This is a genomic window from Pantoea sp. USHLN256 (genome assembly GCF_037149875.1).
Classification (GTDB): domain Bacteria; phylum Pseudomonadota; class Gammaproteobacteria; order Enterobacterales; family Enterobacteriaceae; genus Pantoea; species Pantoea nemavictus.
On sequence record NZ_JBBCQO010000002.1, the window covers coordinates 505,000 to 526,174 of the forward strand.

Annotated in this window: 17 protein-coding genes and 1 riboswitch; of the genes, 9 read left to right on the forward strand and 8 right to left on the reverse strand. The window is 56.2% G+C overall.

Annotation, left to right across the window (positions count from 1 at the left end):
- Nucleotides 1-98: 98 nt before the first annotated feature.
- Nucleotides 99-1,571 carry a Sapep family Mn(2+)-dependent dipeptidase gene (locus WFL93_RS07255; RefSeq protein WP_336777688.1) on the forward strand — a complete coding sequence of 491 codons (1,473 nt, stop codon included), beginning with the start codon at nt 99-101 and terminating at the stop codon, nt 1,569-1,571.
- A gap of 100 nt (nt 1,572-1,671) precedes the next feature.
- On the opposite strand, the gene WFL93_RS07260 is transcribed toward WFL93_RS07255, so the two are convergent.
- From WFL93_RS07260 to WFL93_RS07270, 3 genes are all read right to left on the reverse strand, one after another.
- Nucleotides 1,672-2,439: a 3-oxoacyl-ACP reductase gene (locus tag WFL93_RS07260; RefSeq protein ID WP_336777689.1), complete on the reverse strand. Its 768-nt coding sequence runs from the start codon at nt 2,437-2,439 to the stop codon at nt 1,672-1,674.
- 106 nt (nt 2,440-2,545) lie between these two features.
- On the reverse strand, nt 2,546-3,994 hold the full coding sequence (locus WFL93_RS07265; protein ID WP_336777690.1) for an acyl-CoA reductase: 1,449 nt from the start codon (nt 3,992-3,994) through the stop codon (nt 2,546-2,548).
- On the reverse strand, nt 3,991-5,073 hold the full coding sequence (locus WFL93_RS07270; RefSeq protein ID WP_336777691.1) for a LuxE/PaaK family acyltransferase: 1,083 nt from the start codon (nt 5,071-5,073) through the stop codon (nt 3,991-3,993). Before WFL93_RS07270 ends, WFL93_RS07265 begins: the two co-directional genes overlap by 4 nt.
- Nucleotides 5,074-5,172: 99 nt before the next feature.
- Nucleotides 5,173-5,299, reverse strand: a riboswitch (TPP riboswitch).
- Nucleotides 5,300-5,435: 136 nt separating this feature from the next.
- Between WFL93_RS07270 and WFL93_RS07275 the strand changes: the two genes are divergently transcribed.
- The 4 genes from WFL93_RS07275 to WFL93_RS07290 all read left to right on the forward strand — a co-directional run bounded on the left by WFL93_RS07275 (nt 5,436) and on the right by WFL93_RS07290 (nt 7,389).
- Nucleotides 5,436-5,702: a DksA/TraR family C4-type zinc finger protein gene (locus WFL93_RS07275; protein WP_336777692.1), complete on the forward strand. Its 267-nt coding sequence runs from the start codon at nt 5,436-5,438 to the stop codon at nt 5,700-5,702.
- A 285-nt stretch (nt 5,703-5,987) separates the two neighbouring features.
- A complete protein-coding gene (locus tag WFL93_RS07280) occupies nt 5,988-6,728 on the forward strand; it encodes an NYN domain-containing protein (protein ID WP_336777693.1) in 741 nt (246 codons plus the stop codon).
- A 166-nt stretch (nt 6,729-6,894) separates the two neighbouring features.
- A complete protein-coding gene (locus tag WFL93_RS07285; protein WP_007885913.1) occupies nt 6,895-7,128 on the forward strand; it encodes a YgdI/YgdR family lipoprotein in 234 nt (77 codons plus the stop codon).
- A 30-nt stretch (nt 7,129-7,158) separates the two neighbouring features.
- The gene (locus tag WFL93_RS07290) at nt 7,159-7,389 is read left to right on the forward strand and encodes a YgdI/YgdR family lipoprotein (RefSeq protein WP_007885911.1); all 231 of its coding nucleotides are present in this window, start codon (nt 7,159-7,161) and stop codon (nt 7,387-7,389) included.
- A 64-nt stretch (nt 7,390-7,453) separates the two neighbouring features.
- On the opposite strand, the gene WFL93_RS07295 is transcribed toward WFL93_RS07290, so the two are convergent.
- From WFL93_RS07295 to WFL93_RS07310, 4 genes are all read right to left on the reverse strand, one after another.
- Nucleotides 7,454-8,293, reverse strand: a complete 840-nt coding sequence (locus WFL93_RS07295; RefSeq protein WP_336777694.1) for a sugar phosphate isomerase/epimerase family protein — start codon at nt 8,291-8,293, stop codon at nt 7,454-7,456.
- Between the two features lie 84 nt (nt 8,294-8,377).
- Nucleotides 8,378-9,376 (reverse strand): 4-hydroxythreonine-4-phosphate dehydrogenase PdxA, encoded by a 999-nt coding sequence (locus WFL93_RS07300; protein WP_180824013.1) that lies wholly within the window; start codon nt 9,374-9,376, stop codon nt 8,378-8,380.
- A 10-nt stretch (nt 9,377-9,386) separates the two neighbouring features.
- Nucleotides 9,387-10,682, reverse strand: a complete 1,296-nt coding sequence (locus WFL93_RS07305) for an MFS transporter (RefSeq protein WP_007885903.1) — start codon at nt 10,680-10,682, stop codon at nt 9,387-9,389.
- A gap of 528 nt (nt 10,683-11,210) precedes the next feature.
- A complete protein-coding gene (locus WFL93_RS07310) occupies nt 11,211-11,996 on the reverse strand; it encodes a MipA/OmpV family protein (RefSeq protein WP_336777695.1) in 786 nt (261 codons plus the stop codon).
- 124 nt (nt 11,997-12,120) lie between these two features.
- Between WFL93_RS07310 and WFL93_RS07315 the strand changes: the two genes are divergently transcribed.
- The 4 genes from WFL93_RS07315 (at nt 12,121) to WFL93_RS07330 (ending at nt 18,293) form a co-directional block, all read left to right on the forward strand.
- On the forward strand, nt 12,121-12,816 hold the full coding sequence (locus WFL93_RS07315) for a response regulator transcription factor (protein WP_336777696.1): 696 nt from the start codon (nt 12,121-12,123) through the stop codon (nt 12,814-12,816).
- Nucleotides 12,813-14,006: a sensor histidine kinase gene (locus WFL93_RS07320; protein ID WP_336777697.1), complete on the forward strand. Its 1,194-nt coding sequence runs from the start codon at nt 12,813-12,815 to the stop codon at nt 14,004-14,006. Before WFL93_RS07315 ends, WFL93_RS07320 begins: the two co-directional genes overlap by 4 nt.
- Nucleotides 14,007-14,085: 79 nt before the next feature.
- Nucleotides 14,086-15,231 carry an efflux RND transporter periplasmic adaptor subunit gene (locus tag WFL93_RS07325; RefSeq protein ID WP_336777698.1) on the forward strand — a complete coding sequence of 382 codons (1,146 nt, stop codon included), beginning with the start codon at nt 14,086-14,088 and terminating at the stop codon, nt 15,229-15,231.
- Nucleotides 15,228-18,293, forward strand: coding sequence for an efflux RND transporter permease subunit (locus tag WFL93_RS07330; protein WP_336777699.1), 3,066 nt, complete (start codon nt 15,228-15,230; stop codon nt 18,291-18,293). Before WFL93_RS07325 ends, WFL93_RS07330 begins: the two co-directional genes overlap by 4 nt.
- Nucleotides 18,294-18,331: 38 nt before the next feature.
- On the opposite strand, the gene WFL93_RS07335 is transcribed toward WFL93_RS07330, so the two are convergent.
- Entirely contained in the window at nt 18,332-21,031 is a 2,700-nt protein-coding gene (locus WFL93_RS07335) for a cation-transporting P-type ATPase (RefSeq protein WP_336777700.1), read from the reverse strand.
- Nucleotides 21,032-21,175 lie beyond the last annotated feature (144 nt).

Consider the following 21,175-nt stretch of genomic DNA (forward strand, 5'->3'; position numbering starts at 1 on the left):
GCGGCGCTTAGCTGCGCGCTGGCAATGTTTCGCGCAAATGCGTCTAAGCCCGCGCGGTGGAATGTTTTATGTTGTGCATAAATTTAAGGAGAACCCTCATGTCCGCGTCGTTATCACCTCAGGAAAGCGCGCTGTTGCCGCAAATGCAGCAATGGATCGCCGCCAATCGTGCCGCATTAACCGCTGATTTAGCGGAATGGATTGCCATCCCCAGCATTAGCCGCGCCGATCGCGCTGCGCCTGGCGCGCCTTTTGGTGCCGAGTGTGCAGAAATTTTGCAGAAAGTTTTGACTCAGGCCGAGCAGGCCGGTTTTCAAACTGAGCGTCACCAGGGGTTTGCCGGTTCGGTGATTCATGGTGAGCACGCGCGTGATATCGGGCTGATTAACCATCTTGATGTGGTGCCAGCGGGCGATAACTGGACCTATCCGCCCTTCGCGCTGACACAACACGGCGATTTTGTCATTGGGCGCGGGGTGGCCGATAACAAAGGTCCCGGCGTGCTGAACTTCTATCTGTTAAAGCTGATACGCGATCTCAACATCCCGCTGCACCACAATCTGCGCATCGTTTATGGCCTGGCGGAAGAGACCAATATGGCCGATATGGCGTGGTTCGCGCAGCACGGTCCGGTTCCGGATTATTCGATTGTCACCGATGGCATGTTTCCGGTGAACAATGCGCAAAAAGGACAGTTGTCGTTTACCCTCGCGGTGCCGAATGCTGGCCTGCTGGCAGGCATCGTCGCCGGTTCCGCCAGTAACAGCGTGCCGGATTTTGCCAGCGTGGACATTGCAAATGCCGATCTTGATACGGTGGGCGAAAAGCTGGCGCGGCTGCAGGGTCTTGCCGCGAGCTATGTTGCGATCAAGCCGCAACAGAATGGGTGTTTCACGCTGGAGGCGCGCGGCAACGGCGGCCATGCTGCCTTCCCCGATGGCACGCTGAATGCTACCCAGGTGCTGCTCGCCGCGCTGATCGAGCTGGAGCTGTTGGACGATCATCAACGTCAGCTGGCCGAAACGTTAGTGCAGCTGTTCGCTTCGCCTTATGGTGTCGGCGCCGGATTGGGGCTGGAAGATGCGGAGTCCGGCAAACTGACGCTGAACGCGGGCGTGTGGTACAGCCATCAAGCCGATACCTTGAGTATTGATGGTGATATTCGCTATCCGGTTTCATGGCGCGGCGAACAGATAGTGGAGATTCTGCAGCAGCAACTTGCCGCCACAGCGATTACCTTGCAGCCAAACTGGCGCGATGTGGCACCTTTCTTCCTGCCCGCATCGCATCCGGTGATATCGCTGTTGCAGCAGGTGTGGAATGACACCACCGGCAGAAACGATAGCCCTTATGCCATGGGCGGCGTGACCCATTCGAAGAAGCTGCCGAATGCGATTACCTTTGGACCCGGCTACCGTAAAACCGCCGCAAACACGCCTGATTTTTTACCGGCAGGCCACGGTTTGCCGCATGGCGCGGATGAGACCATTCATCTGCCGTCGTTGCTGGAGGCGTTGCCGAAGTATGTTATTGCGTTGATTAGGTTGGATAGTTATTTGATTACGCAGTAATAACCCTCCTGGTCATCACCAATGGCGGCTCTGATTCCGTAAGGTGCGCATTTATGCGCACCAGGAAAACCGGTCGCCATGAATATCGCCCCTACAAAAGTCAGCTCATCACCAAACCACCATCAACATGCAGCGTCTGCCCGGTGACAAACTCGCTCCAGTCTGATGCCAGAAACAGCACCGGCCCGGTGATATCTTCCGGGCGCGCGATGCGGCGCAGCGGCGTTTGTGTCGTCAGGAATTCGCGCACCTCTTCGCGTGTTGCCTGGCTGGCATCGGTGGGATAAACCAGTCCCGGTGCCACACAGTTGACGCGAATGCCCAGCGGACCCAGCTCTGTCGCGAGCGCGCGGCTAAAACCGATCAGCCCCGCTTTCGCCGTAATGTAGTCGTGATAAGGCACGGAGGGACGCGCCACCAGATCGGTGACGATATTGACGATGCTGCCACGCACCTGCGTGCGCATTAAGGGCAACGCCGCCTGGCACACGTTGTAGGCGGCTTGCACCGCGCCGTCGAACTGCGTCTGGTAAGCTGACCATGGCGTTTCCCAGAAACGCTGGCGGTTGTCCGTGTCGAAAACGTAAGGAGCGAAAGCATTGTTGATCACCGCATCGAGTCGGCCGGTGGCGTTAACGATCTGCTCCATCATCGCATTGACCTGCTGCTCTGAGGTGACATCCGCAGCGATCGCTAGCGCGTCACCGCCGAGCGCGCGGCACGCCTCGACCACGCCTTCCGCCGCCGCTGCATTGCGCAGATAGTTGACCACCACCAATGCCCCTTCAGCGGCGAAGGCTTTGGCAATCGCGGCACCGATACCGCGGCTGGCGCCGGTGACCAAAACCGTACGGTTGGAGAATTTCATCCTGGCTCCTATAAAATATCTTGAGTGATTTTGCCTGTTGCGCATGTATGTGCACCCTACAGAATCGCACCATCCCGTCGTAGGGCCGCCATTCATGGCGACCACATCATTCCGCGTAAGGCGCGAACCCATCGGCAGCGGCTTCGGCACCCTGCTCGATTTCCGTAATGCGCACCAGATCAAGCAAGCTAAAACGCCCATCGTGGTGCCAGCCCGCCTGCGGCGACGTCATCTGGCCGAACGCGGTAATGCGGGTCACGCCAACCTGCCCTAATAGCGCGGCAAGGCGGAACAACTCCTGCGGCGTGGCGGCAACGCCTGTCGTCTGCAGAAAGTCGCGCTGCGGCGCTATCAAACCAATCGCATCATCCAGCACATCAACCGGCACCACTTTCAACGTTCTTCCCAGCGCGGAGGGAGCCAGCGCTGCAGCCTGGGCGACGCACACCACCGCCCAGCTGTCGGCAGGCGCGCCGTATAAGGTGCGATCGCCCGCCAGCGCGCGCAGTTCTTCACCATTGCGCCACGCCGCGATGCTGTTGATCTCTTCGATCGCCAGCGCACGACGCGGATGTTTATGTTCCAACGCGGCCAGCTCATGCGCGACGTAAGCCGCAAACTCATCGGGTGAAATCTTGCCGCCGCGCTCCACAAACAGCATCTGCGGCGAGTAACATCCGGCCTGGTCGTAACGCATCACGTCATACGCCACGCGACGTGCCAGATCCGCGCCCTGGCGGGCATTGAGCGCCGAACGTGCCACCAAACCAAAACTGATTTTGTGCCCGTGCGGCAGAAACCGCGTGGTGACCGGCAGACGCTGCTGAATCGCGGCGAGCGTTTGATTGCCGCCATAGGCAACCACTACGTCGGGCTGACGTAGCCAGGTCGGCTCAGTTTCAGCATCGCCCCCTTTCCACCACACCACCGCCAGGCATGCGCCCAGTTTAGGGTCGATTTCTGCCAGTAGTTGGGCGAACCAGCTCGCCATCAGCGGCTCATTCCCGGGCAGTTTGCCGATAGTGCCGGCCTTCACCAGCAAACCGCAGATCAAACTCCACAGCGGTAAGCCCGGCACATTGCCAGCCCAGATATGCAGCAGCAGCTGCGGACCAAATGCGCGCGCAAAGCCGCCATTAGGCCGTGGCTGAAACGCATCCAGCATCTGCGCATCGGCAAAATCCTCAGCCAGAAAGCGTTTGAGCTGCGGTTCGCGGAAGGTTTTGAGATAGCCGGTTAAGCCGAGGCGCACCATCTCGGCATCGTAACCGGTGACCATCGGCAGCAGCTTTTCGGCTTTGATGCGCAGCGGATGGGTGCGATCCAGCAGCCGCGCCACCGCTTCATCAATAATCGCGATGATTTGCGCGACGCTGAGCTGGCTGAGATAGGCGCGAGCATTAGCACGAATTCGAGCTGACAGCGCCGTGATCTGTTGATCGTTGAGCTGCGGAACACACACCTCAAGACTTTCGCCGTGCTGGCTAAAACTCAGCGTACGCCACTGCACCTCATCAGCGGAAAGACCAGGCAGATGTCCGGCAAACTCTCTCACGCCTGCACCTGCGCGGCGGCCAGAAACGCTTCCATGGTCAGCGAACAGCCTTTTGCATCGGCGCCGGTCACACGCCCTAACAAATGGAATCCGCCCGGTACCATCCTGCCGGCATCTTCCGTCAACAGGGCAGAAACCGAGTTGAAATGTGCCAGATCGTGATGCACTAGCACGCCAATTTCACCTGCAGGCAGATCCTCGCCGGTCAGCGGATTGACCACGCGGGTGCGCACCCAGTGCGGCCCGGATTTGACCGGCGGACAGTTTTCATTGCCCTCGTCATAGAACTGCGTGCTGATTTCCGTCATGCCGTACATGTTGATGCAGTGCGAGCGCGGGATACCGAAGGCGGCGGAGATCGCAGCGTAAAATTCTGCGGGTTCCATTTCGCGCGACTGACCTTTAAAGCCGCCGGTATCGAGAATGCGGCTGCCTGCAGGCAGCGAGAAACAGCGCTGCTGGCGCTGCATCTCATCCAGCAGGTGGACAAAACTGTAGCTGGCGCCCAGCAGCGCATAAGGCTCGCCGCTGGCTTCAGCCTGCTGCAGGGCGGTGAAAATGCGCGCTACGTCGAGCCCGTGCTCATCCACCATCACTTCACTGCCGGGCGTGCCAAACTCCTGCAGCGCCAAGTCAAGATAGGTCGCCAGCGATGAGTTCGGCATCACCACGTTATTCGGGAACAAAATACCCATGCGAACACGATCCATGCCCGCCATGAAGCGGCGGCGGAAGTTCAGCCGCATCGAGCTCTTCCACACGTCGAGCGTTGGATGATAACTGCGTCCTTTTACCGTGCCGGTGGTGCCGCTGGTCATAAAGATCGCTTCGATATCGTCCGTTGGACGACAGCTGAGCGTCAGATCTTTAAAGGCGGAGATGGGAATAGCGGGAATGTTGCGCCAGTGCTTTACGGTGAACGGTGTACGTCCGCGCTGAGTCGCGAAGCGGCGATAAGGCTGATTATGCTGGAATTGATAAGCGAAGATTTCAAGCGCCAGCTGGTTGAAATCATCGTCTGAAGCATCCTCACGCTGTAGGAATGTGAGCAGCGCCTGGATAATTGCCGATTCGGTCATGTTCGTAGCCACCTTTGCGATTGTGCAAAATCTCCCAGGCTAGGCCTGAAGAGTGCGAACTGTCCGCTACAAAGCACAAAGATGGAATCAGGGCGTGCAAGCCCTGTGGTTCCGCATCCCTACGCCGGTATTAGCCGGATCAGGTTCGGAGGGTCACTACGTTCCAGCGCATCAACGCCAGCCGGTAGAATCTCAGCCCGCTAACCGGGCACCCCTTGGAACAGACCGCAGTCTAGGATGGCGGCGGATGATGTGTCAACTGTGTTAAAAGTGCGGCTGATTTAAGCAGTCACGCCTGCCGGCCCGGCATAAATCCTGGCTTGCCTTATACTTTTGTTAAGTATTTTTACCGGAGGTGACGTATGGCGGGCGGCTGGTCTGAAGATGGTGCGGTGCACAAACAAATTGATGCCACGGTGGATGATGCGGTGGCCCGTGCACGCAAGAATATTGGTCACGGTGAAAGCGCCGAGTTTTGTGATGAGTGCGGCGAGCCTATTCCAGAAGCGCGTCGCGCTGCGTTAGCGGGCGTGCGTTACTGCGTGAATTGTCAGAGCAAGATCGATAAAAAACAGGCAGCAATTAGCGGTTATAACCGCCGCGGAAGTAAGGATAGTCAGCTGAGGTAGTTATTTAAATTAATCATTCAGGTTAACGGCTATTTTTAAATATCATCTACATTCATTACCTTTTATTAGAAAAACCGTTAATCTGAAGTAAGACCATTAGCATATAACCAGGCATTTCAACAATAAATACTGCTGCAATATTACTGGAAGCGAAAGTAACGCCTGAACTAATAATCTTGATGGGTTAACTTTTACTTTGCGCAACTTGAGTTTAGCCAGTAATGCTGATAACTTAGCCCCACAACTCAACCCTGTACGCAGCGATTCAGTTCACTGGCCGTTAGGGTGAAAAAACCGGCTCAAGCCGGTTTTTTCGTATCTAAAGGATGGATAAGAGTGCGTACAGCAGTATTTATCGACGGATACAATGTATTTTATGGACTGCTTGCAGGCACGCCCTATAAATGGCTCAACTTGTCATTACTGCTTTCATATATATGTCGGGTACAAGATCCGTCCGTAATAATTGAACGAGTAAACTATTATACCTCCTCGGTTATTCCCCATCTCGCCACACGCGGCATTGAATCACGACACGCTCAGGATACTTATATTCGCGCGCTGAAAACGACCGGAATAAATATATTTACCGGACGTCATCGACTTGAGCACGCTCGGGCTCCGCGTTTCATCAGTAAAAGCGTGCCGGCAACACGTCTGGATAAGGTGGATATCTGGGAACTTGAAGAAAAAGAAACCGACGTGAATATTGCCATCAGCATGTATCGTTTGGTTGCAAAACAGCAGAGGCTGCCACCCGAAGAGAGGATTGCCCAGCTGGTGTTAGTTTCGGCTGGTACCGACATGACACCAGCGCTCAAGGCTATTCGCGAAGATTTTCCTGCAGTTCGTATCGGGATAATTTTGCCGCACCGCCAGGGTAATGTACGTGGTGTACCAGGTTCACTGCAGAATCATAGCCACTGGATACGCAGAACAATCACCAATGAAGAGCTGGATGCATGTCAGTTTCCTGTTCGGGTAGCGACGCATAAAAAACCTGCGGTTAAACCCGACTATTGGTGAGCATCAAGTCTCATTGGCTTAGCAAGGTGGAGAACTACATCATTCAGATCTTGCTACTTGAGCAGGAATAATCAGCTCATCTGCCCCTGGTTTCTGGCTGTTTTGGGAAAATGTTCTAAGCTATTTAGGTAGTTAAAACTTATTCCACTGAAAGGAACTCATCACGATGAAAAAAACAGTATTGGCAACCGCATTTCTTGGCACCTTTATGGCAATGACGTTAACTGCCTGCTCATCAAACCAGGCGATTAAGACTACCGACGGACGCACCATCGTGACGTCGGGCAAGCCACAAATCGACAGTGACACCGGCCTTGTTTCTTACAAAGATGCGCAAACCGGTAAAACTGAGCAGATCAATCGCGACAAGATTACCAACATGAGCGAACTGGATAATTAATATCCTTTTACTAGCCTGGAGAGACTACTAATGAAAAAAACAATTTTGCTTTCTATTTCTGCAGTGATTGCCCTGTCCGCCCTGACCGGCTGTACACGTACATCCTACGCGATTCATACCAATGATGGCCGAACCATTGTGACCGATGGCAAACCGCAGGATGCTGAAACTGGCCTGCTGGGTTACGTCGACGCCAATGGTGTGAAGCAGCAAATGAATAAGAGTGATGTGAAAGAAATCTCTGAGATTCCTAAGAAATAAGTCGCTCGCTCAATTCCGCCCGCTAGTACAAGTTATCTTGCCTGGCGGGCGGATTTTTTTTGGCTTAACCCGCCACATCCTCGATAAATTTTTTACTCTCACTTAGTACCTGAACAATGCGTTCCAGCGCGACCGGCGCGGCGCTGCGTTGCGGCGTGCTGTCCGCCAGCCGATGCATACGAAGCGGGATTTCCAGCGTGCAGGGAATGTCACGCTTAACCAGCTCCTTTAGCAGCGGTTTGTAATCCAGCAGCCCTTGACCAATGGCCGGGAAATGAAACTCACTGCCCTGCTTCACCACATCCTTGATATGACAATGACGCATCTGTGGTAACAGCTTCATCATCTGCTGTATCGCATCCGCCTGCGGTCGCAGCGACACCATATTGCCGGCGTCACCGTTAAACGCCAGCGCCGTACTGCCTACCTCGTGTAACAGCTGTTCTCCCTCTGCCGCCAGGGCAAACGCATCGTAATTGTTATCACCGCCATTTTCGATCAGTAAACAGCAGCCAGCCTGTTCCAGCTGCGGCGCAATCTGACGCAGATTATTCACCAGCGCAGCGTAATCCTCGCGCTTTGCCGTACAGGCGTTAAGCAGTTTGACGCCGATTTCTTCGGCGAAGCCAATGCGCGTTTGCAGGTAGCCGACCGCCTCCGGTCGTGCGAGGTTAAAGGTGCAGCCTAGCGCCAACGTTTTCAGCTGATGTTTGTCCAGCAGCGAGCGTATGCGTTGCGCATTCTGCTGGCTAAAAAGGCTGTCATCCAGATCGCCGACATATCCCTGGTTATAGGCCAACTCAACGTAGTCATAACCAAGCTCACGGATGATGCCGAAAGCGAGGTCCATATCGTGCCCATCGAATATTGAGGTGTTAACGCCAAGTTTAAGCGGATGGGACATAGCGAAGGTTCTCCTTGAGTGGGGTTGCGATCCTCGACAGCGCCGGGCGAGAATCGCGCAGCGCTTTGTCGCAGAACAGCCGCCTTAAGCGGCGCTGGATGCCATACGCACCAGCAGGCGGAAAGCGTTCTCAAACGCCGATGGCGTGGCCAGATTTTGCCCATAAAGGTTGTAGGCGGTGCCGTGGTTGGCGGTAGCAATGGGGATCGGCAGTCCGCCCTGTACGGTAATGCCGCGCTCGAAGCCCAGCATTTTTAGCGCCGTGGCAAACTGGTCGTGGTACATCGAGACCACTGCATCCAGCTGCTGTGTCTCCACCGCTTTGTAGGTGGTATCTGCCGGATAAGGGCCATAAACATCAATGCCTTGCTGTTTAGCTTTAGCCATCGCCGGTTTAATAATGGTTTGCTCTTCATCACCAAACAGGCCGTTCTCCCCACCGTGGGGATTAAGCGCCTGTACCGCGATTTTTGGCTGAGCGATTCCCGCCTGGCGCAGCGTGCGATCCATCAGCGCAATGGTATCGACGATGCCCTCAACGCTGAGGTTCGGCACAATGTCGCGGAACGGAATGTGCGAGGTTGCGCGACCGGCCCAGAGGTTATCCACTACGTTCACCTCACAGCAGAAATGGTCCCATTTCAGCAGTTCAGCGAACCAGTGCAACTCGTCACGATGCTGCAGTCCACCCATGTGCATCGCTTGCTTATTGAGCGGTGCAAAACAGACGCCCTGGGTGATGCCCTGCTGGGTTAATTCCACCGCGCGCGCCAGCGTTTCCAGAATATACACGCCGCTCTGTTCGCTGGCATTGCCGTAGGCAAAAGGCGTGCGCTTTGACCAGTCATGATTGAGCAGTAACGGTTTGCCCGGCGTGAAGTGAATGTCTGCGCTAGCGGTGATCTCCTCATAGTCAAAACGTTGTCCGGCTATGGTCATGCCTTTTTCCAGCTCGTGACGATCGGCAATGATGATGACGTTAGCCAGCTCACGCATTGCCGGTTGCGCCAGCACTTTGGCGACCAACTCCGGACCAATACCTGCTGGATCGCCCAGCACCAGTGCAACAGAAGGTTTTTTCATCAGGATTTCCTCAGTGATAAGCATTGTTTGCGGGCTGAACTTCACCGCGAGCAGGTGCATCTTCGGACAACGGAATGTCCGGACGCATAAAGAAGGTGAGCACGATGCCGACCATCAGCAGCACCACCGAGCCATAAAACGGCAGGCTCCAGTTGCCGGTTCTATCAATGATGATGCCAAACAGAATCGGTGAAATGATGCCCGCTACCGCTGAACCGGCGTTAACCAAACCGCTGGCCACGCCGACGTACTTAGGCGTGATCTCCATCGGCACCGCCCAGATGGGCCCGATGGTCAGTTCGAGGCAAAAGAAAGCCAGGCCAAGGCAGGCGGTGATCAGCGTCATGTTGGTAGAACTGATCACCGGAATCAGCAGTAAACCGGCGCTCAGGAAGCTAAAGATGATGACGTTACGGCGCGCGGCGACCACATTGCCGGTACGTTTCAGGATTTTGTCACTCACAATCCCACCTACCGTGTTGCCCACTACGCCGGAGAGAAACACCGCCGAGGTGAACAGTGCAGACGATTTCAGATCCATGCCGCGACCATTCATGAAGAACGTCGGCAGCCAGGTGAAGAACAGCCAGCCCGTCCAGCCGTAGCAGAAATAGACGCCCATGGTCGGCCCAATTCGCTTGAGCAGCGCTTTCCACGGCGTTGGCGTTTTCACTTTGTCCGTCATATAGGCGTCGAGTTTAGGCAGGATTTTGCGCTCCTCATCACTCATCTCCGCGATGTGGTGCGGGTTGTCGCGGAAGCCGGCGATCCAGAAACCCAGCCAAACTGCGGTGATGACACCTAATGCAATGAAGGAGAAGCGCCAGGAGTGCATCAGCACCAACAGCGCGACCAGCGATGGCGTGACGGCATTACCGAAGCGGGAGAATGAGTGGGTGATGCCCTGCACGAAGCCGCGTTTTTCACTGGAGAACCAGAAGGTCATCGCGCGCGCCTGCGAAGGTAAGGCCGCTCCTTCGCCTACGCCGAGCAGCATACGTGACAGGAACAGTGAGGCGAAACCGCCGGCAAAACCGGTACAAATGGTCGCCACCACCCAGATGCTGCCGCAAATGATGATGGTTTTGCGGGCGCCGAAGCGGTCCACAAACCAGCCGCCGATAATCTGGAACACTAAATAGGTGTAAGCAAAGGCGGAGAAAATCAGTCCCAGGTCGGTGTTGTTGAGGCCCAGATCCTGTTTGATCAGCCCTGCCGCCGTCGAAAGGTTGACGCGATCGACGTACATCAGAAATGACAAGGCGCAGAAAAGCGCCAGCACTTTTGTGCTGTATCGGTTTTTCATTAAGGAACCTTTTAGCGTGAGGTCAGAGGTTATGTTGGCCTTGCTCAAATGAACGCGTGTTGTTCATTTGTTATATTTTATCGCTTATTTTTCGCCTGCTCATTGTGAGCGTCATCACAATAAGCCTGCTAAGTAGTTTTCGTCGCTCAAGGTGTGATCGTGCTCTCAGCATGGGTTGTGGATGATGAACATATGCACAATCAATCACTAAGGCATAAACAAAAGCTCATTGGATACGGATTGAGATCTGTTCCTGTGGCGTACATATGCGCAGCAATAGGAACTCATGGCAGGTTGAAAGCGTTCAGAGAGATTAATTAACTAAGCTGATTTATTGGCTGGGGCACGCAGGAAAGCGACGCGATTTATCATGCAATTAATGGCACCGCTACCCTGCGTGTCGGTTTTCTTCTTTACGCTGTCTTAAGCGATGTAGATAAGATAGATAACCAGATGCACCACGGCGCATAGGCTAATGACCATTAGCAATGTCAGTACGCCTTTGTCAGGATTCATCGCGCAGAGTTCCTAAAAAGCGTACGTCACCGCAACGGTGCCGATTAGCTGGTTATGGCTGAACACGATTGGGCTGTCTGCCGCGCGATGGTCTAGCCACGTATAGCCTGCGCTAAGCGCGCCGCCCCAGTGCTGAGTAAACTGATGACTCCATGTCAGATCGGTTTCTACCCCATAAAATCCCACTGATGGTGCATAAGTGGCGTAACCACTGTTTGCGCTTTGACGCGTATTGACGCCATACCAGGTTTGCAGATAGCGCGCGTCGCCAAACAGAGCGGAGGTTTGCAATGACAGGCTATCCGCGCGGGTTTGAACCGGAATCAAGGTGAATGAGGTGCGATAACTTACGCCCTGACTGTCTGTCAGCGGCAGCACGGCTTTCGCTTCGAGAATCAGCCACGGGGAGATCGCCCAACCCACCGCAATGCCGGTATTCAGCGTGGCATCGATAGTGCCCATGCCACGTAGTTTGTCAGAGCCATCGCGCCAGCCTGAATCTTTGTCCGCCCTGCCCAATCCATATCCCAACGTATGCTCCAGATACAGGCCGCTGTCGCTCTGCAGATCGTAACCAATGCCCTTTTGCGAATCGAAGAAGAGTGCGCCCTTTCTGGCCTGCAACATCGGCACCGCTTGCCAGCGCTGTTTATCCGCGCCGCTGTATTGCGGCGTGGTCTGCGCGCCCACTCCTATCATCACACCATCCTGCGATGCGTTGTCATCGGCGCGCGTGCTGGCACTGAAACTGGCCAGTAGCAAACAGCCACTGTACAGCGCCTTTTTTCTCGTTATCATCGTGTCACCTCAGTTACCCATCTGTTTTTAGCCCCTTGCCCGGGCGTTGCGTCACGGATCGGAGTATCCCGAAGCATTGTCAATAAAGTGCCAGGGATTTATGAAGAAACTGTCAAGGTGAGCCATGAACAACAGACGAGTATTGGTTATTGAGGATGATGCAGACGCGGCAGACGTGCTGGAAGCCTATCTGCTGCGTGAAGGCTATACCGTTGAGATTGCTGGCAATGGCCTTCACGGGCTTGAGCGCGTTGAGATGTGGAAGCCCGATCTTATTCTGCTCGACATCATGTTACCCGGCATGAACGGCACAGAGGTGCTGTCAGCGGTCAGACGCCGCAGCGATACACCGGTAATCATGATTACCGCGATGGCGGACACGCCCGATAGAATCGGCGCACTGCGCCACGGCGCGGATGACTATGTGGTTAAACCTTATCATCCGGGTGAAGTGGTTGCGCGCGTGCAGGCCGTGCTGCGCCGCAGCCGCGCGCCAATGGCTGAGGATGAGGTGCTGCGCTGGCAGGCACTTGAGGTCAATACGGCGGCAATGACCGCAATGGTCACGCACCCAGGCAAGCGGCCCACCCACGTTGAGCTGACTCCGACAGAATTTTCCCTGCTGGTTACCCTGATGCGGGCACCGGTGCGTGCGCTTAGCCGTCAGTATCTGATTGAAACCTGCATGCCCGATAGTGAAGCGCTGGAAAGGGTGATTGATACCCACGTTTATAATCTGCGCAAGAAGCTCGAAAACGCGGGTTTGTCCGCGATATTGCTCAACGTGCGCGGCGTGGGTTACCGGTTCAGACAACCATGAAAAAGTCACCTCCTCAAACGCTTTGGCGTTGGATTTGCGTGCGGATTTTGACGCTGGCGATCGTCACGGTGATTGCCGTCGCCGGGATTATGTTCCTGCGCTTCGCACTGCAAAATCTGTGGATCATCCACCATATGCCGCCGGAAATGCGCCAGGAATTTCTGACGCTGCGTGCGCATCCGCAAAGCAATCTGCCGCGCTTCCACCAGATTGTTGATGAACGCTGGGGCGTGCGCTACTCCGATCCTTCGGTCGGTGCCGCAGACTGGCTGATGGTGATCATCCTGATGTTTATCATTACGCCGTTTGTCGCCTTTATGGTTCTGCGCTATGCGCGTCCACTGGCGCTGCAGTTCAGCCAACTGAAGAAAACCGCTGATCGGGTATCCGAAGGGCAATTTGGCTCATCCGCCACCCTGGTAAAAAGCGCCCCGGCGGAGCTGCTGCACTTTGCGCACGACTTCAATCGCATGAGCCAGCAACTGGCGCTGTACGATCGCGAACTCCGCGCCTCGCATGTGGCGTTGGCACACGAGTTACGATCGCCGCTGACGGCCGCCATTGGGCGATTACAAGGTCTGCTGGATGGCGTATTTCAGCCCGAACCGCAGCAGCTGGAGATGATCATGAAACAGCTGCGCCATATGAGCCAACTTATCGATGAGCTTCACCTGCTGTCGCTGGCCGATGCCGGGCAACTCAAGCTGGATCTTCACGTCATTAATCCCGCTGAATTGGCGCGGGAGCGTGTAACCTGGGCGCGCCCGCAAGCCGAGGCAAGTGGCGCCCTCATCAGCGTTGCAGCAGAAAGTACGCTCACCTGCCGCGCCGATCCGTTCAGGTTGGGCCAGGTTTTTAGCGTGTTGATTGAAAACGCGCTGCGCTATGGCAAACCGGCGGGCCAGTTACAGATTACCGCCCGCTCGGTGCCGGGTGGATGCAGTATTGAATTCACAGATGATGGCCCCGGCGTGGCGCCTGAGTTTCTGCCGGAGATGTTTGAGCGGTTCACGCGCGGCGAATCCTCACGCGCACGCCACCTGGGCGGCAGCGGACTGGGCCTGTCGATCGCCCGCGCCATCTGTGTGGCGCACGGCGGCAGCATCAGCGCCACACTGCCCGAAGAGGGCGGTCTCACCCTGGTGATTTTTCTGCCGCACGTCAGTCTGGAACCTTTTGACCGCTCTTGACACTATCTTGACTCGCCGTACAAAGAATCTCGACAGTCAGCCGGTTTAATGGCGCGACATCCTTTCCCGGAGTGGCGCCATGACAGACTCTTTCACCGGCCTGGTCAAACAGGCCGCCGAACATATTATTGATGCGCAACGCCTGATCGCGTTGCTGCCATTGTTGCCCTGCATGATGGCTATCGCCTTATCACTGACGGCCTGCGGGCCACGCGAACCCTCATCCCCCGCGCCTCCCCGTCCGGTAAAATTCATCACCGTTAAGCCCGCCACGCAGGATCGGCAGGTGCAGATGACCGGCGATATTCACGCCCATGACGAAACATCGCTGAGTTTCAGGCTTGATGGCCGAATGTTAACGCGACCGGCCGACGTGGGTGACCGCGTGGAGGCGGGTAAGGTTCTGGCAACGCTGGAGAGCACTACCACCGCCAACGCATTACGCAGCGCAATGGCCGACATGGAGAGTGCGCGGGCGTCTCAACGTGTAGCGGCGTTGAATCTGCATCGCATGAAGCAGTTGATGCCTTCCGGTGCGATTGCGCGGGCGCAGCTGGACAGCGCGCAATCCGACTGGGAAACCGCCGCAGCGCGCCTGCAAAGTAGCGAAGCCGCACTTAATAGTGCAAAAGAAAATCTCAGCTGGACGCAGCTCACGGCCCCTTTTAGCGGCGTGATTACCGCCGTCAGCGCGTCGGCCGGACAAGTGGTCAGCGCCGGTCAAACGGTGATTTCCCTGGCAAGCGGTGCGCGACGGGATGTGGTGCTGGACGTGCCCTCTCCGGCAGAGTTCTCGTCGCTCTCCGGCGGCAAGTTCTGCATTTCCCTTCTCTCTTCACCTGCGATCACCGCGCAGGCGCATCTGCGCGATATCAGCCCGCAGGCCGATGCGCTAACGCGTACCTGGCGAATTCGATTAACGCTAGACGATCCTCCTGCAGCGATGCTGTTGGGCGCCAGCGTCAGCGTTGCGCTGCCGGAGAGCGATGAAGGAAGCTTAATCCTGCCAGCATCCGTGCTGACCCGTCTGGCTGGCAAGCCGGCGGTGTTTGTGCTGGATGCTAAGCGCGGCAAGGTACAGCGCCGTACGGTGGTGATTTCCCGCTTTACCGCGAACGACGTTTATATCGCCAGTGGGCTCACTGCGGGTGAAAACGTGGTTACGGCAGGCGTCAGCACATTACGTGATGGCGAAGCTGTAGCGGTCGGAGATGAGCAGCCATGAGTGAACATTCAGGCCGCCATCCATTCAATCTCTCCGCCTGGGCGCTGGCCCACCAACAGCTGATGGCCTTTTTGATGCTAATGATCCTTGGCGCTGGCGTGCTCAGCTATCAGGCGCTGCCGCGTAATGAAGATCCCGCCTTTACCATCAAAACCGCAGTGGTCTCCGCGCAGTGGCCCGGCGCCGATCTCAACGATACGGTTCAGTTGCTGACTGAACCGCTGGAAAAAAAGCTGCAGGAAGTGCCGTATCTGGATTATGTGCAGAGTGAAACGCATCCCGGTAAAACTGAAATTTTTGTCAATCTGCGCGATAGCACGCCACCTGCCAGGGTGCAGGAGATCTGGTATCAGGTGCGAAAGAAGATGCAGGATGTCACCCGCACGCTGCCTGCAGGCGTTACGGCCCCCGCCGTTAATGACGACTTTGACGATACCTTTGGCACAATTTACGGTTTTACCGCTGAAGGTTTTAGTGCGCGTGAGCTGCGCGATCGGGTTGAGTCGATCCGCGACCGGCTGATGAGCGTGCCGGACGTCGGCAAAATTGCGCTGCTCGGTGTGCAGGAGGAGCAGATTGTGGCGAGCTTTGCTCCCCGCTCGCTCGCGGGCATGGGTCTGAGCCTGCAACAGGTCACCGACGCCCTGCAGGCGCAGAATGCCTTGTCACCCGCTGGCATCATCCGCACCGACGGCGATAACATCTCGCTGCGTGTCAGCGGCGCGTTCAGCTCCGAGCAGAGCCTGCGTGCCGTGACGCTGCATATCAACGATCGCTATATTCCACTGTCCGATATCGTCACGCTTTCACGTCTTCCGGCCGAACCGCCCACGCCGCTTTATCGCGTCAACGGCAAGCCGGCGATTGGACTGGCGATCTCGATGGCGCCGACCGGCAATATGCTGGATTTTGGCAATGCACTCACTGCAAAGATGTCGCTGATAGCCAGCCAACTGCCCCACGGCATTGAGGTGACGAAAGTAGCCGATCAGTCGCGGGTTGTCAGCGAGGCCGTCAGTGGATTTGTGCATGTTCTTGGCGAGGCCATCATTATCGTGCTGGCGGTCTCTTTCGTGTCGCTCGGCCTGCGCGCCGGTTTAGTGGTGGCAGCGGCAATTCCTCTGGTGCTGGCAATGACCTTTAGCGGCATGTTGCTGGCGGGCATTGGACTGCAACGCATCTCCCTTGGCGCACTGATCATCGCGCTGGGCTTACTGGTTGATGACGCCATGATCGCAGTGGAGACCATGGTCGCTCGAATCGAGGCCGGTGATTCACGCTGGCGCGCAGCCACGGTGGCCTTCGAAACCACCGCATTTCCGATGCTTACCGGTACGCTGGTGATGATTGCTGGCTTTATTCCCGTCGGCTTCGCGGCTTCCGGCGCGGGGGAATATTGCTATTCGCTATTCGTGGTGGTGCTAATCTCGCTGCTTAGCTCTTGGGTCGTCGCGGTGCTGTTCTCTCCGCTGACCGGCAGCTGGATTCTGTCGTCTCGTCGTGGCAAGACGCATGCCGAACCCGGTATCTCGCTGCGCCTCTATCGCCGTCTGATTGCACAGGTTTTGCGCCATCGAGGATTTACCCTCGGACTGGCCGGCACATCGCTGGTCGTTGCCATTTGGGGCATGGGCCACATGCAGGGCGAATTTTTCCCCGCCTCCGATCGCCCAGAGCTGCTCGTGAGCCTCACGCTGCCCGCGAATGCATCCCAGGCGCGCACGTTACGGGTGGTGGAACAGCTCGAAGCGAAACTCAGCGGCAACCAGAACATTGACCATTTCTCCTCCTACAGCGGAGGCGGCGCCGTGCGTTTTTATCTGCCGATGGACGTGCTGAACGACGATGAAAACATCGCCCAACTGGTGGTGGTGGCTAAAAACCTGGCGGCAAGAGATCGCTTGAAAGCCGAGCTTGACCGCCTGCTGGCACGCGATTTCGGCGAGGTTGTGACGCGTGTATCACCGCTGGAACTGGGTCCGCCGGTTGGCTGGCCGATACGCTATCGCGTTAGCGGTCCTAGTTACGATCAGGTCAAACAGTATGCGGAGAAATTGGCCAGCATCCTTGGGCGATCTCGCGCGACCCGCAGCGTAAACCAGACGGCAGGCGAGCCTGAACGCGTGATCACCTTCGCGGTGAACCAGACGGCAGCCAGAGCAGCGGGCGTCTCTTCCGAAGATATCGCACAGACGTTACATACGCTTTGGTCGGGCAAAATCGCCACTACCGTCAGAGATCATAATCGACTGATTGATGTTGTGTTGCGCGCTGACGATGCCGATCGGCTGGATCTCAGCAGTCTCGCAACGCTCAAATTGACCACAACTGCGGGCGCAAAAATCGCCATCGGTCAGGTTGCGACACTGCAGTGGGGATTGCAGGACCCGGTGATGTGGCGTCGTCAGGGTTTTCCTTACATTGTTGTGCAAACAGATGTGGCTGCAGGCATGCCGGCGGAGGCCACCTCCGCGCAACTCAGTGCAGGTATCCAGCCGCTGCGTGCGGGTTTAGCGGCAGGATATTCTATTGATGAAGAGGGCACGGTGACCGAATCGGATAAAGGTAACGGCTCGGTGTTGGCCGTCTTGCCGGTAACCTTGTTTACCATGCTGATTCTGCTGATGGTGCAACTGCAACGCGTTTCGCGCATGTTACTGGCGCTAGCGATGGCACCATTCGGACTTCCGGGTATTGTTCTGGCAATGCTGCCCAGCGGCACGCCAATGGGATTTGTCGCCCTTCTGGGTATGATTGCGCTAGCCGGCATGATTATCCGCAACGCGGTCATCCTGATCATGGAAGCCGATAGCAATCTACGAGCGGGCATGACGCATGACGAAGCGGTAAGCAAAGCGGCAGAGCATCGTTCCCGCCCCATTCTCCTGACCGCATGCGCCGCGATACTCGGCATGATTCCGATTTCTCAACAGGTGTTTTGGGGGCCGATGGCCTACGCCATCATAGGAGGTTTGCTGGCAGGAACGCTGATGACGCTGACGGTCCTACCCGCTGCACTCAGTCTGGTGATGCAGCGTGAAGAACCCGCTTGCGCGAGATAAAAAAAAGTGTTGGCTGGCATGCCGCCAGCCAACATCTATCAACGCGCTACGCGCCAGCCGCGCGTTAGCTGTTTTTCTATCTCCACCAGCACGAAGATCCCAGCACTGACCGCCAGCGAAATCAGCCAGTACTTCAGCGGCAGCGGTGCTGTACCGAACAGGGTGTTCATCAGCGGAACATAGATAATCATCGCCTGCAGCGCTATCAGCACCACGGTTACCAGCCAGATGCCGCGATTTTTCAGTAGCCCGGCATCGAGTGAGAATCCATCGCTGTTGCGGCAGTTCAACATGTAAGCCCACTGCGCGGTCACCAGCATCTGCAGCAGCACGGTGCGGATGAATTCCGGTGAGTAGCCGCGCGGCTGGAGCCAGGCTTCGAGCACAAAGGCGCTAATCGAGATCAGCAGGCCGACGAAAATCACGCGCCAGATCGCATACCCATCCATCACGTGGCTGCGGGCATTGCGCGGTGGTCGACGCATGATGTTGCGCTCTGCCGGTTCGAATGCCAGACCAAACGACAGCGTTGCCGAGGTCGCCATATTCATCCACAAAATCTGTACCGGCGTCAGCGGCAGCAGGTTACCCATCAAAATCGCTATGATGATCAACAACCCCTGAGCGAGGTTGGTCGGCATGATAAACAGAATGGTTTTCTTCAGGTTATCGTAGACGCGACGCCCCTCTTTCACCGCTGCGGCGATGGTAGCGAAGTTGTCATCGGCGAGGATCATATCCGCCGCCTCTTTAGTCACTTCGGTGCCTTTGATGCCCATGGCGATACCGACGTTGGCCTGCTTCAGCGCAGGCGCATCATTGACGCCATCACCGGTCATGCCGACGATCTCACCGCTGCTCGCCAGCGCTTTCACCAGGCGCAACTTATGCTCGGGACTGGTACGCGCAAAGATGTCATATTCACGCGCCGCCACGCCCAGTGCGGCATCGTCCATGTGCTCCAGCTGATAACCGGTGATGGCGGCATCGCTGTTGCCAATGCCCAGCATCTGCCCAATCGCCATCGCCGTTTCCGGGTGATCGCCGGTGATCATCTTCACGCGGATGCCCGCCTGCTGGCAATCACGCACGGCGCTAATCGCTTCCGGACGTGGCGGATCCATCATGCACGCCAGGCCAAGCATCTTCATGCCGTTACGTAAATCATCGTGATCGATATGATGCTGCGCTTCCGGTAGCCAGCGCCATGCGGCGGCGACGGTGCGCAATCCTTCGCTGGCGTAGGTGGTAATTGCCGCTTCCCAATAGCGGCGATCAATGACTTCCGCTTCTTCAGCGCCCTGCTGCTGCTGACACAGCGACAGCAACACATCGGGCGCGCCGGTCATCAGCAGGCAAGGTTTGCCGTCAATCAGGCAGCTCACCGCCATGTATTTATAGGCTGAGTCAAACGGCAGCTTGCTGAGGATCTGTACCTTGTCACTGTGGATGCCCGCCTTGGCGGCCAGCACTTTCAGCGCCCCTTCGGTTGGCCCGCCGACAATGCCCCAGTTGCCATTGGCATCCTGCCGCAGCTGACTTTCATTACAGATATCCACCACCTGCAAAAAGCCCTGCATTAATGCATCATTGTGCTCGCCGGCTTCAAGCGTAAACTCGCCTGTGGGTTCATAGCTGTTACCGCTGATGCGCCACTGGCTATTCGCCAGCACCACCGCTTTTACCGTCATCTCGTTCATGGTCAGCGTGCCGGTTTTATCCGAGCAAATCACCGTCATCGCCCCGAGGGTTTCTACGGTTGGCAGCTTACGAATGATGGCGTGATTACGCGCCATGGATTGCACGCCAAGCGACAGAATAATCGAAATGATCGCCGGTAAACCTTCCGGAACTGCCGCAACCGCCAGGCTAATCACCGACAGCAGCAACTCGGCGATGGCGATGTCGCGCAGCAGATAACCAAACACGAACAGCGCCACCATCATCAACATGATGATGGCGAAGATGGCTTTACCGAGCTTATCAATCTGCACCAGCAGCGGTGTTTTCGCCTCTTCGATGGAGGAGATCATCGCATTGATGTGGCCCAGCTCGGTATCGCCGCCGGTGGCGATAACCACACCCAGCGCGGTTCCCGAGCTGACCGTGGTACCGGAATAGGCCAGGTTCAGGCGATCGCCAAGCCCCTTTTCGCCTTCAAGTGCCAGCGTGTTCTTCGACACCACCGTTGACTCGCCGGTCAGAATCGCTTCTTCGACGCGCAGATTGTGCACCTCAAACAGGCGTAAATCGGCCGGGATTTTGTCTCCAGGACGCAGCATCACTACATCGCCCACCACCAGATCCTGCGTGGCGAGCGTCATCTGCTGGCCGTCACGCAACACCATGGCATCGCTCGACATCATGTTCTGGATGCTTTTTAACGACTTCTCAGCATTATTTTCCTGGATGAAACCGATCATGGCATTGATAACGGCAACGCCAAGAATGACAAAGGTATCGACCCAGTGGCCCATCACGGCGGTGACCACCGCCGCCGCCAGCAGGATGTAGATCAATACATCTTTGAAATGCGCGACAAAACGCATAAACAGCGACTTTTCGGCTTTTTGCGGCAGCACGTTAGGCCCGTTGGTCGCTAACCTGTGCTGCGCATCACTGCTGCTCAACCCCGCGGGAGAGCTATTTATTGCTTTAAATACGGCGGCGTTATCCTGCTGATAATAGGGACGCGCGGATGCCTCCGGACGTTTTGGCTGAATAGGAATAACGGTCATAATTAACCCCGTGCGATTGAGTTGAATATAAAAAAGCGTGCAAAAATAAAACGCATACTTTAATTATAATTTTCAGCAGCGTAATGACCGGGGTCATGTTTTTATCTATTTTGAAGTGCAATGCTAATAGCGATAGCACTGGTT